The sequence below is a fragment of the Micrococcus sp. 140720015-1 genome (assembly GCF_053627595.1).
This window is the reverse complement of record NZ_JBSEYC010000006.1, coordinates 94,309-106,452: the sequence shown is the minus strand read 5'-3', so window position 1 is coordinate 106,452 and position 12,144 is coordinate 94,309. Positions and strand designations below refer to the sequence as shown.

Annotated in this window: 10 protein-coding genes; 3 read left to right on the top strand and 7 right to left on the bottom strand. The window is 73.8% G+C overall.

The features are described from left to right. Positions 1 to 34 precede the first annotated feature (34 nt). The gene (locus tag ACUXPL_RS11100; RefSeq protein WP_257643185.1) at positions 35 to 1,771 is read left to right on the top strand and encodes a cytochrome b/b6 domain-containing protein; all 1,737 of its coding nucleotides are present in this window, start codon (positions 35 to 37) and stop codon (positions 1,769 to 1,771) included. Between the two features lie 138 nt (positions 1,772 to 1,909). On the opposite strand, the gene ACUXPL_RS11095 is transcribed toward ACUXPL_RS11100, so the two are convergent. Beyond that, the gene (locus ACUXPL_RS11095; protein WP_180536817.1) at positions 1,910 to 2,857 is read right to left on the bottom strand and encodes a PaaI family thioesterase; all 948 of its coding nucleotides are present in this window, start codon (positions 2,855 to 2,857) and stop codon (positions 1,910 to 1,912) included. Positions 2,858 to 3,022: 165 nt separating this feature from the next. Between ACUXPL_RS11095 and ACUXPL_RS11090 the strand changes: the two genes are divergently transcribed. Continuing rightward, the gene (locus ACUXPL_RS11090; RefSeq protein WP_180536818.1) at positions 3,023 to 4,156 is read left to right on the top strand and encodes an acyl-CoA dehydrogenase family protein; all 1,134 of its coding nucleotides are present in this window, start codon (positions 3,023 to 3,025) and stop codon (positions 4,154 to 4,156) included. Between the two features lie 87 nt (positions 4,157 to 4,243). Here ACUXPL_RS11090 and ACUXPL_RS11085 read toward each other — a convergent pair whose 3' ends face one another. Genes ACUXPL_RS11085 through ACUXPL_RS11070 form a run of 4 tightly spaced genes read right to left on the bottom strand, consistent with a single transcriptional unit; the run spans position 4,244 to position 8,700 of the window. Continuing rightward, positions 4,244 to 5,431 (bottom strand): enoyl-CoA hydratase/isomerase family protein, encoded by a 1,188-nt coding sequence (locus tag ACUXPL_RS11085; RefSeq protein WP_454183862.1) that lies wholly within the window; start codon positions 5,429 to 5,431, stop codon positions 4,244 to 4,246. Further along, complete coding sequence (locus ACUXPL_RS11080) at positions 5,428 to 6,225, bottom strand: enoyl-CoA hydratase (RefSeq protein WP_036383972.1); 798 nt, start codon at positions 6,223 to 6,225, stop codon at positions 5,428 to 5,430. The genes ACUXPL_RS11085 and ACUXPL_RS11080 overlap by 4 nt, the downstream gene beginning before the upstream one ends. Then, a complete protein-coding gene (gene mmsB / locus ACUXPL_RS11075; protein WP_454183860.1) occupies positions 6,222 to 7,139 on the bottom strand; it encodes a 3-hydroxyisobutyrate dehydrogenase in 918 nt (305 codons plus the stop codon). Before mmsB ends, ACUXPL_RS11080 begins: the two co-directional genes overlap by 4 nt. 34 nt (positions 7,140 to 7,173) lie before the next feature. After that, positions 7,174 to 8,700, bottom strand: coding sequence for a CoA-acylating methylmalonate-semialdehyde dehydrogenase (locus ACUXPL_RS11070; RefSeq protein ID WP_454183858.1), 1,527 nt, complete (start codon positions 8,698 to 8,700; stop codon positions 7,174 to 7,176). Positions 8,701 to 8,879: 179 nt separating this feature from the next. On the opposite strand from ACUXPL_RS11070, the gene ACUXPL_RS11065 reads away from it, so the two are divergent. After that, positions 8,880 to 9,653 (top strand): SDR family NAD(P)-dependent oxidoreductase, encoded by a 774-nt coding sequence (locus ACUXPL_RS11065; RefSeq protein ID WP_454183856.1) that lies wholly within the window; start codon positions 8,880 to 8,882, stop codon positions 9,651 to 9,653. A gap of 29 nt (positions 9,654 to 9,682) precedes the next feature. On the opposite strand, the gene ACUXPL_RS11060 is transcribed toward ACUXPL_RS11065, so the two are convergent. Then, positions 9,683 to 10,240 (bottom strand): MarR family winged helix-turn-helix transcriptional regulator, encoded by a 558-nt coding sequence (locus ACUXPL_RS11060; RefSeq protein WP_454183854.1) that lies wholly within the window; start codon positions 10,238 to 10,240, stop codon positions 9,683 to 9,685. Positions 10,241 to 10,318: 78 nt separating this feature from the next. After that, positions 10,319 to 12,091 (bottom strand): AMP-binding protein, encoded by a 1,773-nt coding sequence (locus ACUXPL_RS11055; RefSeq protein ID WP_454183852.1) that lies wholly within the window; start codon positions 12,089 to 12,091, stop codon positions 10,319 to 10,321. Positions 12,092 to 12,144 lie beyond the last annotated feature (53 nt).

Genomic DNA, 12,144 nt, shown 5'->3' with positions numbered 1-12,144 from the left:
CGCAGCGGATCGCGCCCCTCGGACGAGGAGAAGCATGCCCAAGCAGCGAATGGCCGGCTACGTCCCCCTGAAGGGCGCCCCGGCCGAGAACGAGCCCGCCCCCGCCCCGGCGCAGGACACCACGACGGCGGCCCCGGCCCCGGTGGTCGCGGCCGCCGTCCCGGTGGTGTCGTCCGCGCCGGTGTCGAACCTGACGCCCCTGTCCGCGCGACGCCGCATGGCCGGGTACGTCCCGTTCGCCCGCGAGGCCGAGTGGCTCGGCGGTGCCCCCGCCCCGGCCGCGGGCTCGACCCCGCCCGCCACTCCGCCGCTGCCCGCCGCCCCCGAGCCCATCGCCGCCTCAGCGTCCCCGACGCGGGCCCCCGCACCCGCGGAGACCGAGCCCGTCGTGCCGGACGTGGCGGCCGCCGTCGCCGCCTCCGCGGCCGGTGCGCCCGCCGCGGCCGGGGTGGGCGCGCCCGTGGACTCCGACCTCGTGCCGCTCGCGGAGCGGCGACGCATGGCCGGGTACGTGCCGTTCGCCCGGGAGGGGGAGTGGTTCACCGAGCTGGCCGCCGTGGGCGCCCCCACCGCGCCGGAGACGGTGGCGCAGGAGGTCGACGCACCGGAGCAGGCCACCGCCGAGCCCACGGCCGAGCCCGCCGCCGCGGCGCCGGCCCGGCCGGTCGTCGCCGAGCCGGCCGATGCGGAACCGGCCGTCGCCGCCCCCGTGGCCGCGGCACCGGCCCCGGAGCCGGCCCCCACCGCGCCGGACACCCGTTCGGCCCCGCCGGCCTCCGCCGCGCAGCCGCCCCGGGCCGCCCCCGGGGCCGCCACCGGCACGCCCGCCCGCGCCGCGGACACGGACGTGGACCAGGCCGCCCCCCCGTCCCGTCTGCGCAAGGCGCTGCCGGCGGTGGCCGGCGTCGTGGTGCTGGCGCTGCTCGCGGTGCTGGCCGCACGCTGGCTGCGGAGCCTCGACCCGGTGGCGGACTTCATCGCGACCTATGACGGGCACCCGGTCCTGCCCGAGGGCACCCCCGAGGGGATGCCCTGGTGGATGGGCTGGCAGCACTTCCTGAACATGTTCCTGATGGTGCTGATCATCCGGACGGGGCTGCAGATCCGTCACGAGACACGGCCTCCGGCCAACTTCACGCCGACGAAGGACGGCCTGTTCTCGGCGCGGGGCAACACCCCGAAGAAGTTCTCGCTCACCATCTGGATGCATCAGGCCCTCGACGCGCTGTGGCTGCTCAACGGCGCGATCTTCGTGGTCCTGCTGATCGTCACCGGCCACTGGGCGCGGATCGTGCCCACGGACCCGCACGTGTTCCAGCACGCCCTGTCCGCCGGCATCCAGTACCTGTCCCTGGACTGGCCCACGGAGAACGGCTGGGTGCACTACAACGCGCTGCAGATGATCTCCTACGCGCTGGTGGTGTTCGTGGCCGCCCCGCTCGCCGCCCTCACGGGCTGGCGCATGTCCTCGTGGTTCCCCACGGAGGCCAAGGGACTGAACAAGGCGTTCCCCATGGAGGTGGCCCGCAAGGTGCACTTCCCGGTGATGGTCTTCTTCGTGGCGTTCATCCTGGTGCACGTGTTCCTCGTGGCCTTCACGGGCCTGCTGACGAACCTGAACCACATGTACACCTCGCGCGGCGGCGCCACCGACGCGTGGGGCCTCGTGGTCTTCCTCGTGAGCGTGGCGGTCACCGCCGCCGCCTGGTTCTTCCTGAAGCCCGCCTTCACGGCCCCCGTGGCCTCCCGGTTCGGCACCGTGGGCCGTTGAGCCGACCCCACGACGACGGCGCCTCCTCCTCCCCCCCCGGGACTTTCGAACGTGATGTCGGGGGAATGAGCGCTTTCGAACGTGGGATAGGCCCTCTCTCACGTTCGAAAGCACTCGGGCGCTCGGGCGGGCGGGGCGTCAGCTCCGGGTCGCGCGGAAGGTGACCTGCACCTGGACCATCGGCTTGTCGGCCACGGGGACGCCGTCGGCGCCGACCGGCACGAGGTCCACCTCCACGAGGCGCAGGGACCGGCCGGCATGCCGCACCCGCGTGAGGGCGACCATCTCGCCGTGACCCGGGCGCACGAACACCACGTGCACGGCCTGGACGTCGTAGCGCTCGCGGTCCGGCATGGCCGCCTGCGCGGCGGTGACCGCCCGCAGCGTCATGGCCCCGCCGTGGACGGCGCCCGACGGGTTGGCCAGCTCCGGCTTCGGGGCGAAGCGGGCGCCCGCGGTCGCCGCGGCGGCGACGGCGGGGCGCACGTCCGGATCGGCCGTCGGCAGCGACTCGGGGCGGGCGGCCAGCAGCCCCGGCATGGGCACGCGGGTCTCGGCCCCGCGGGGCAGCCGTCCGGCGGCGACGAACTCGGCCATCCGCTCCGGTGCTCCGGCGGGCACCGACTGGAACCAGCCGGTCGCCTCGACGACACGACGCCCGTCCGTGTCCTCGAGCCACGCACGGGCCACGCCGCCGCCGGCATCCCAGGACAGCGGGCGGGTCCAGCACTCCAGCAGCGGGCCGTCGTCGTCCCCGGCCGTGACGGCCGCCGCGTCGAAGGCGGGCAGGGGGCCGAGCACGTTGACCTGCAGCTCGGTGGTGACCACGGTCTCGATGTCCCGTGCTGCGTGGTGCACGGCCACCGCGGTGGCGTTGTCCATGATCACGGTGGCCGCCGCACCGGTGGGCCGGCCGTCCAGGTCGAGGCACCACGGGCCGACCTCGAACGCGGCCGGGTTGAGGGCGCCGTCCCGCTCGGTCATCAGCGCGTGGCGGCGGATGCCGAACAGCTGTTCCGTGCGGCCGGAGGCGTGGGAGCGGGGGCCGGTGGGCGAGTCCGCGGTGGGGCTGGTGGTGGTCTGCACGGGGAGCACGCTAGCCCACGGCCCGGCGGCGACACGGCGAATCATTGGATGTCCTAGTATCATGGTGATGACAGTCACACCCTGTCGCCGCCCGCGGTGCCACCCCCGCCCCACCCCGTCGTGGGCCGCCCGCGCGGCCGGACCGAGCCCCAGGAGGACGAACCCATGTTCCCCATCACCGACGACCAGAAGGCCCTGGTCGACGCCGTCCGCGACTTCGCCGAGCAGCGCGTCGCCCCGCACGCCCTCGACTGGGACGCCGAGAAGCACTTCCCGGTGGACGTCCTCGCCGAGGCCGGCGAGCTCGGCCTGGGCGGCATCTACGTGGGGGAGGAGCATGGCGGCACCGGCCTGGAGCGCACGGACGCGATCCTGATCTTCGAGGAGCTCGCCAAGGCGGACCCGGCCTTCGCCGCCTACATCTCCATCCACAACATGGTCGCCTGGATGATCGACTCCTTCGGCAGCGACGAGCAGCGCGCCCGCTGGATCCCCGACCTCGTGGGCATGGAGCACCTGGCCAGCTACTGCCTCACCGAGCCCGGTGCCGGTTCGGACGCGGCCGCGCTGAAGACCCGCGCCGTCCGCGACGGCGACCACTACGTCCTCAACGGCGTCAAGCAGTTCATCTCCGGCGCCGGCGCGTCCGACTGCTACGTGGTGATGTGCCGCACCGCGGACACGGGCGCCCGGGGGATCTCCGCCGTCGTGGTCCGCAGGGACACCCCCGGCCTGTCCTTCGGCCCCAACGAGAAGAAGATGGGCTGGCACACCCAGCCCACGCGCCAGGTGATCTTCGAGGACGTCCGCGTGCCCGTGGCCGACCGCCTCGGCGAGGAGGGCGACGGCTTCCGCATCGCCATGAAGGGCCTCAACGGCGGCCGCCTGAACATCGGCGCCTGCTCCATCGGCGGCGGCCTGGCCGCCCTGGACAAGGCCACCCGCTACCTCAAGGAGCGCAGCGCGTTCGGCGAGCCGCTCGCCACCAAGCAGGCCCTCGTCTTCGAGCTCGCGGACATGTCCGTGAAGCTGGAGACCGCCCACACGATGCTCATGCGCGCCGCGGACGCCCTGGACCGCAACGACCCGGACACCGTGCGCCTGTGCGCCATGGCCAAGCTCGTGGCCACCGAGTCCGGCTACGAGGCCGCCGACACCGCCCTGCAGCTGCACGGCGGCTACGGCTACCTGCACGAGTACGGCGTGGAGAAGCTCGTCCGCGACCTGCGCGTGCACCGGATCCTCGAGGGCTCCAACGAGATCATGCGCATGATCGTGGGTCGCGGCCTGATCGGCTGACGCCGGGGGGCCCGCCAGGTCGCCCCCACAGCACGGCGCCCCGCGGCCACCACACGTGGCCACGGGGCGCCGTCCGTCGGGGCGGGCTCAGCCGAGCTGCAGCGGGTCCACCCCGGACACGGGCTCGAAGTGCCCGGCCACGTCCTCGGCCGAGACGTCCTCGAGCCGGGCCGGACTCCACGTCGGGTCCTTGTCCTTGTCCACGAGCAGCGCGCGGATGCCCTCGGCCATGTCCGGCTCGCGCATCAGGTGGGTGCCGATCGTGAACTCCTGGCGCAGCGCGTCGGCCACGGTCAGGTCCGCCCCGCGCGCGGCCAGCCGGCGCTGGGCCTCGTGGGCCACGGCGACGGCGGTCGGGGACTTGGTGCGGATGGCCTCGGCGGCCCTCCCCGCGGCCTCGGCGTGCTCCCCGCCCGCGGCGGCGCGCTCGTCCAGGGCGGCGAGGACCTCGGCGGCCGTCTCCCGGCCGTAGGCGTCCTCGATCCACTCCCGGCCGGCCACCAGGGCGGAGGCGGGCCGAGCGCCCTCGGCCACCGCGAACCGGGCCAGCACCTCGTCGGCGGCGGCGAAGGCGGCCTCGTCGCGCGCGCCCGCGTCCGCGGCCGAGCCGAGGGCGCCGAACGCCGCGGCGAGGGCCTGCTCGAGCTCGTCCAGCCGGGCGGACTCCACGAAGACGTCCGCCAGGCCCAGGGCCACCGCGTCGGAACCGGAGGCGTGCGCCGAGGTCGCGGCCAGGTGCCGGCCCGCCTGGAAGGGCGCACGGGCGAGGTGGAAGGAGCCGCCGACGTCGGGGGTGAACCCGATCGCCGTCTCGGGCATGCCGGCGCGGGTCCGCTCGGTGGCCACGCGGTGCGAGCCGTGCGCGGACACGCCCATGCCGCCGCCCAGGACGACCCCGTCCATGAAGGCCACGTACGGCTTGGGGTAGGCGGCGATGCGCTCGTTCATCGCGTACTCGTCGCGGAAGAACTGCTCGGCCTCCGCGAACCGCCCGGCCAGGAGGGAGGAGCGCAGGGAGACGACGTCGCCGCCGGCGCACAGCCCCTTCTCGCCGGCACCGCGGATCAGCACGCCGCGCACGGCGGGGTCCGCGGCCCAGTCGGTCAGGGCCGCGTCGATCGCCTGGACCATGTCCTGCGTCAGCGCGTTCAGGGCGCGCGGACGGTTCAGCGTGATGCGGCCGAGGCCGTCGCGGACCTCGAGGAGCACCTCGCCCGCCGCGCCCTCCTGTGCGGCCGCGGGGGCCGTCGTCGCGGTGGTCTGCGCGTCGCTCATCGGTGCTGCCACCCCGCCTCGCGCTTGGCCGCGAACGCGTCCATGCCCTCCTTCTGGTCCGCCGTGGCGAACGCGGAGTGGAACACGCGGCGCTCGAAGGCGATGCCCTGGGCGAGCGTGGTCTCGAACGCGGCGTTGACGGCCTCCTTGGCCATCCAGGAGGCCGGCTTGGACTTGGACGCGATGGTCGCGGCCACCTCCAGCGCCTCCTCGAGGGCCTTCTCGTCGGCCACCACGCGGGAGACGAGCCCGATGCGCTCGGCCTCCTCCGCCCCGATCATGCGGCCGGTGAGGATCATGTCCATGGCCTTCGCCTTGCCCACGGCGCGGGTCAGGCGCTGGGAGCCGCCCATGCCGGGGATGACGCCGAGGTTGATCTCGGGCTGACCGAACTTCGCGCCCTCGCCGGCCACGAGCACATCGGCCATCATGGCCAGCTCGCAGCCGCCGCCGAGGGCGTAGCCGGTCACGCACGCCACGATGGGGGTGCGGGCACGGGTGAGCCCGTCCCAGCCGGCGAACCAGTCGGCCGCGTACATCTCGGAGAACTCCTTGGTGGCCATCTCCTTGATGTCCGCGCCGGCGGCGAACGCCTTGGGGGAGCCGGAGAGCAGGATCGCCCCGATCTCCGGGTCGGTGTCCAGCTCCTGCACCGCCGCGACGACGGCGCGCATCGTCGCCTCGTTCAGCGCGTTCAGGGCCTTCGGCCGGTTCAGGCGGATGTGGCCGACCCGGCCCTGCCGCTCGACGATGATCGGCGACTCGGCGCCGTCCGGGGTGGTCTGCTCGCTCATGCCTCGCTCCTGTCCGTGTGTGATGCTCGGATGTCCTCGATGATGCCGGAGAAGTCGCGGGCGGCGCCTTCTCCGGCGGCGTACTCGGCGTACTTGGCCTGCGCGAGGCGGCCCAGGTCGGCCGCCACGCCCTGCTCGTCCAGGGCCGCGAGCGCGAGCCCGAGGTCCTTGGCCATCAGGGCGCCGGCGAAGCCGGGCTGGAAGTCCCGGTTCGCGGGGGAGCCGGGGACGGGGCCGGGCACCGGGCAGTTGGTGGTCAGGGACCAGCACTGCCCGGAGGCCTTGCTCATCACGTCGTACAGGGCCTGGTGCTGCAGGCCCAGGCGCTCGCCCAGGACGAAGGCCTCGGCGACGGCGATCTGCGTGACCCCCAGCACCATGTTGTTGCAGATCTTCGCGGCCTGGCCCAGGCCGGCGGCCCCGCAGTGCACGATCCGCGCGCCCATGACCTCGAGCAGCGGCAGCACCTCGGCGTACACCTCGTCCGAGGCGCCCACCATGAAGGCGAGGGTGCCGGCCTCGGCGCCCACCTGGCCGCCCGAGACCGGTGCGTCGGCCGCCCGCATGCCCGCCGCCTCCGCCGCCGCGGCCGCCTCGCGGGCCTCGGCGACGTCGATGGTCGAGCAGTCCAGGAACACGGTGCCGGGCCGGGCGGCGGCGAGCAGGCCGCCGTCGCCGTCCTCCCCCCGGTAGACGTCCAGCACCAGGCGTCCGTGGGGGAGCATGGTCAGCACGACGTCGGCCTCCGCGGCCGCCGCGGCCGTGTCCGTGACGGTCTCGACGCCGGCCGCACGGGCCTTCTCGAGGGCCTCGGGGACGAGGTCGAAGCCGAGCACGCGGTGGCCCGCGGCGGCGAGGTTGGCGGCCATGGGGCCGCCCATGTGGCCGAGGCCGATGAACAGAACGGTGGTCATGGGGTCCTCCTGGTCAGGACGGGTTGCGGGGAGGTCAGGAGCCGGCCGGCATCACGAAGCTGGCGCCCTCGCGCACGCCGGAGGGCCAGCGCGTGGTGACGGTCTTCGTCTTGGTGTAGAACTTCAGCCCGTCCGTGCCGTGCTGGTTCAGGTCGCCGAAGCCGGAGGCCTTCCAGCCGCCGAAGGTGTAGTAGGCGATCGGCACGGGGATCGGCACGTTCACGCCGACCATGCCGGTGTCCACGCGGGTGGAGAAGTCGCGGGCGGCGTCGCCGTCGCGGGTGAAGATGGCCACGCCGTTGCCGAACTCGTGCTCGTTCACGAGCGTGAGCGCCTCCTCGTAGTCCTTCGCGCGGACCACGGAGAGCACCGGGCCGAAGATCTCCTCGCGGTAGATGCTCATCTCCGGGGTGACGCGGTCGAACAGGGTGGCGCCCACGTAGAACCCGTCCTCGTGGCCCTCGACGACGACGCCCCGGCCGTCCTCGACCAGGTCGGCGCCCGCCTCGACGCCGGCCGCGATGCAGCCCTCGATGCGCTCCTTCGCGTCCTTCGAGACGACGGGGCCGAAGTCCGAGGACGCGTCGAGCGACGGGCCGACCGTGAGGTCCTTGATGCGCTCGCGGAGCAGGGCGATCAGGCGGTCGGCGGTCTCCTCGCCGACCGGGACGGCCACGGAGATCGCCATGCAGCGCTCGCCGGCGGAGCCGAAGGCGGCGCCGACCAGGGCGTCGGCGGTCATCTCGAGGTCCGCGTCCGGCATGACCACGGCGTGGTTCTTGGCCCCGCCGAAGCACTGCGCGCGCTTGCCCATGCGGCCGGCGTGCGCGTAGATGGACTGCGCGATCGGGGTGGAGCCGACGAAGCCGACGGCCTTGACGCGCGGGTCCTCGATGAGCGCGTCCACGGCGGCCTTGTCGCCGTGCACCACGTTGAGGGCGCCGGCGGGCATGCCGGCCTCGAGGGCCAGCTCGGCCAGGCGCACCGGCACGGAGGGGTCGCGCTCGGAGGGCTTGAGGACGAAGGCGTTGCCCGCCGCCAGGGCGATGCCGGCCTTCCACAGCGGGATCATCGCCGGGAAGTTGAAGGGCGTGATGCCCACGGCCACGCCGAGCGGCTGGCGGATGGAGTGCACGTCGATGCCGGTGCCCGCGTCGGCGGTGAACTCGCCCTTGAGCAGGTGCGGGGCGCCCGCGGCGAACTCCACGACCTCGATGCCGCGCTGGATGTCACCCTTGGCGTCCGGGAAGGTCTTGCCGTGCTCCTGGGCGAGCACGGTGGCCAGCTCGTCCATGTTCTCGTTGATCAGGTCGACCCAGCGCAGCAGGATGCGGCCGCGGCGCTGCGGGTTCAGCGTCGACCATGCGGCGAAGCCCTCCTCGGCGGAGGCCAGGGCGGCGTCGATCTCCTCGGCGGAGGCCAGCGGCACGCGGCCCGCCACGCGGCCCGTGGCCGGGTGGTAGACGTCGCTGTGCCGGCCGGAGGCGCCCTCGCGCCGCTCGCCGTGCACGAAGTGGGGGATCACGGGGGCGGTCTCGGTGGGCGCGGTCTTCTCGGACATGGGGGCTCCTCGCGGGTCCAGGCGGAAGGCGGACGCCGGGCGACGCCGCCCACGGCGGGCGTGGCGGGCCCGGCCGTGCGTGTGATCTGGGTTACTCATCCGCTAATCTAGGATGAGAACGTAGGACATGCAACTATCGAACTCGGGGGGTATCCCGAGGAGGAAGGGAGGGTCCGCCCATGGACCTGTCGAACCAGAGCGCGATCGTCACCGGCGGGGCCTCGGGCCTCGGCCATGCCACCGCCCGCCGCCTGGCGGACGCGGGCGCCGCCGTCGTGGTGGTGGACCTGCCGGACCGCGAGGGCGAGACCGTCCGCGCGGACGCTGTGGCCGCCCTCGGTCCCCGCGCGCGTTTCGTGACGGGCGACGTCACCGCCGAGGACACCGCCCGGGAGGCCGTGGCCGCCGCGCTGGAGGCCGGGCCGCTGCGGGTGCTGGTCAACTGCGCCGGCGTGGCGACGCCGGGCAAGCTCGTGGGTCGCGACGGGCCGCTGTCCGCCGAGGCGCTGAGCCGGGTCCTGGCGATCAATACGGTCGGCACCGTGTCGATGATGGCCCAGGCCGCCGCCGCGATGAAGGCGCAGGAGCCGCTCGGCGAGGACCGCGGCGTCATCGTGAACACCGCGTCCGTGGCGGCCTACGACGGGCAGATCGGCCAGATCGCGTACGCCGCCTCCAAGGGCGCCGTGGTCGCGCTGACCCTGCCGGCGGCCCGCGAGCTCGCCTCCGCGCAGATCCGCGTGGTCACGATCGCCCCCGGCCTCATGGAGACGCCCATGATGGCCGGCCTGCCCGAGGCCGCCCGCGAGGCGCTGTCCACCAAGACCCCGCATCCGGCCCGCCTCGGCCGGCCCGAGGACTACGCGCTGCTCGTCGAGCAGATCGTGTCCAACCCGTTCCTGAACGGCGAGGTCATCCGGCTCGACGGCGCCGTGCGCCTCGAGCCCCGCTGAGCCGGACGGCCCGGAGGCCGGGGAGCACGTCAGGAGGAGGTGTGCTCCGACGTCGCGGGCGCGCCGGCGTCGGGGCCGTCGGCCTCGAAGTCACCGGCCTGGGCGCGGAACCGGCCGAGGACGTCGATGAGGGTGTCCACGTCCGCCGGATCGAAGCCGGAACGGCCGAAGACCTCGGCGTTGAGCGTCTCCGTGGCGGCGACGGCGACGCGCCGGCCCTCGTCCGTGAGGGCGAGCACGAGCGCGCGGCGGTCCGACTCGTGGGGTGTGCGCTCCACCAGCCCGGCGGCCTCGAGCCGGTCCACCGCATTGGTCACCGAGGTGGGGTGGACCTGCAGGAGCGCGGACGCCTTGGACATCCGCATCCGCTTCTCGCGCGAGAAGTTCAGCAGCGCCAGCAGCTCGTACCGCGCGAAGGTGAGCCCGTAGGGCTTGAGCGCGGCCTGCGCCCGACCCAGCAGGATCTGCTGGGCCCGCATGATCGAGGTGATGGCGGCCATCGGGCGGGCGACGTCACCCCATCCGTGACGCTCCCAGTTCCGGGCGGCCTCCCGGATGGGGTCCTGGGCGAGGGGTGGCTTCTTCATGGCGCTCCAGACTAGCGGCGCACCGGGGGTCCCCCGCCACCGCCGGACACGGACGGGGCGGTGGCGGGGAACGGCCGGTCAGCGCTGCAGGTCCAGGTCCTCCTCGCGGAACTCGGTGCCGTAGCCGTCCGGGGCGGCGCCCGTCTGGGCGCGCTCGACCTCGGCCTTGCGCAGCTCCACGCGGCGGATCTTGCCCGAGATGGTCTTCGGCAGCTCGAGGAACTCGATGCGGCGGATGCGCTTGTACGGGGGCAGCTGGGTGAGCGTGAACTGCAGGATCGCCCGGGCGGTCTCCGCGGTGGGCTCGTGGCCCGGGGCGAGGGTGACGAAGGCCTTCGGCACGGCCAGGCGCAGCTCGTCCGGGGTGGGGACGATCGCGCCCTCCATCACGGCCGGGTGCTTGACCAGCACCGACTCCAGCTCGAACGGGGACACCTTGTAGTCCGAGGACTTGAAGACGTCGTCCGCGCGGCCCACATAGGTCAGCACGCCGTTCTCGTCGCGGCGGGCGATGTCGCCGGTGTGGAAGACGCCGTCGCGGAACACCTCGTCCGTCTTCTCCTGGTTGCCGTAGTAGGACTTCAGCAGGCCCACCGGACGCGGGTCGAGGCGCAGGCAGATCTCGCCCTCCTCGGCCTCCTGGCCCGTGAGCGGGTCGATCAGGGTGACGTCCATGCCGGGCAGCGGGCGGCCCATCGCGCCGATGACGACCTTCTGGCCGGGGGTGTTGGCGACCTGCAGGGTGGTCTCGGTCATGCCGAAGCCGTCGCGGATCGTGGTGCCCCACGCCTGGTGCACCTGGTCGATCACCTCCGCGTTGAGCGGCTCGCCCGCGGAGATGGTCTTGGTCGGCGGGGTCTTCAGCTGCGCCAGGTCCGCCTTGATGAGCATGCGCCACACGGTGGGCGGGGCGCAGAAGCTCGTGACGCCGTAGCGCTCCATGTTGGCCATCAGGGCCGCGGGGTCGAACTTGCGGGCGTTGTGCACGAAGATCGTGGCCTCCGCGATCCACGGGGCGAAGAAGTTGGACCACGCGTGCTTGGCCCAGCCCGGGGAGGCCACGTTGAGGTGCACGTCGCCCGGCTCCAGACCGATCCAGTAGAGCGTCGTGAGGTGGCCGACCGGGTACGAGGTGTGGGTGTGCTCCACGAGCTTCGGCTTCGAGGTGGTTCCCGAGGTGAAGTAGAAGAGCAGTGTCTCGTCCGCGGGGGTCGGCTCGGCCGGGGTCAGCTCCGTGGCGGCGTCGGCGGCGTCGTCGTAGGAGAGCACGGTGTGGCCGGCGACCTCGGGGGCGCGGCGCGCCGGGCCCTCCGCGAAGACGCCCGGCACGTGCACCAGGTGCAGGCCCTCGCCGACGCCGGCGAACTTGGCCAGGTCCTCGGCGCCGGCCACGGCCCACGCGGCGCCGGCGCGCGTCACGCGGTCCTCGAGGTCCCCGGAGGTCATCTGCGTGGTGGTGGGCACCATGACCACCCGCAGCTTGATGCAGGCGAGCATGAACTCCCACAGCTCCACCTGGTTGTTCAGCATGAGGATGAGGCGGTCGCCGCGGCGCAGGCCCTGCGCGGAGAGCCAGTTCGCCACCCGGTTGGAGGCCGCGGAGAGCTCGGCGAAGGTGCGCTCGGTGCTGCGCCCGTCGTCCTCGGCGATGATCAGCGCCGGCACGTCCGCGCGGGCCGGGTCCTGGGCCAGGCGGTCGAACCAGTCGAAGCCGAAGTTGAAGTGCTCGAAGCGGGGCCACTCGAACTCGGCGCGGGCGCGCTCGTCGTCGGTCTGGCACTCGACCAGCAGGTCGCGGGCCGCGCGGAACACCTCCGTCGGCGACGGGGCGGTGGGGTCCTGGACGGTCATGGGTCCCTCCTCGGGGTGGCTGCTGAACGGATCCTTGGCCGGGGGCCTGTGAT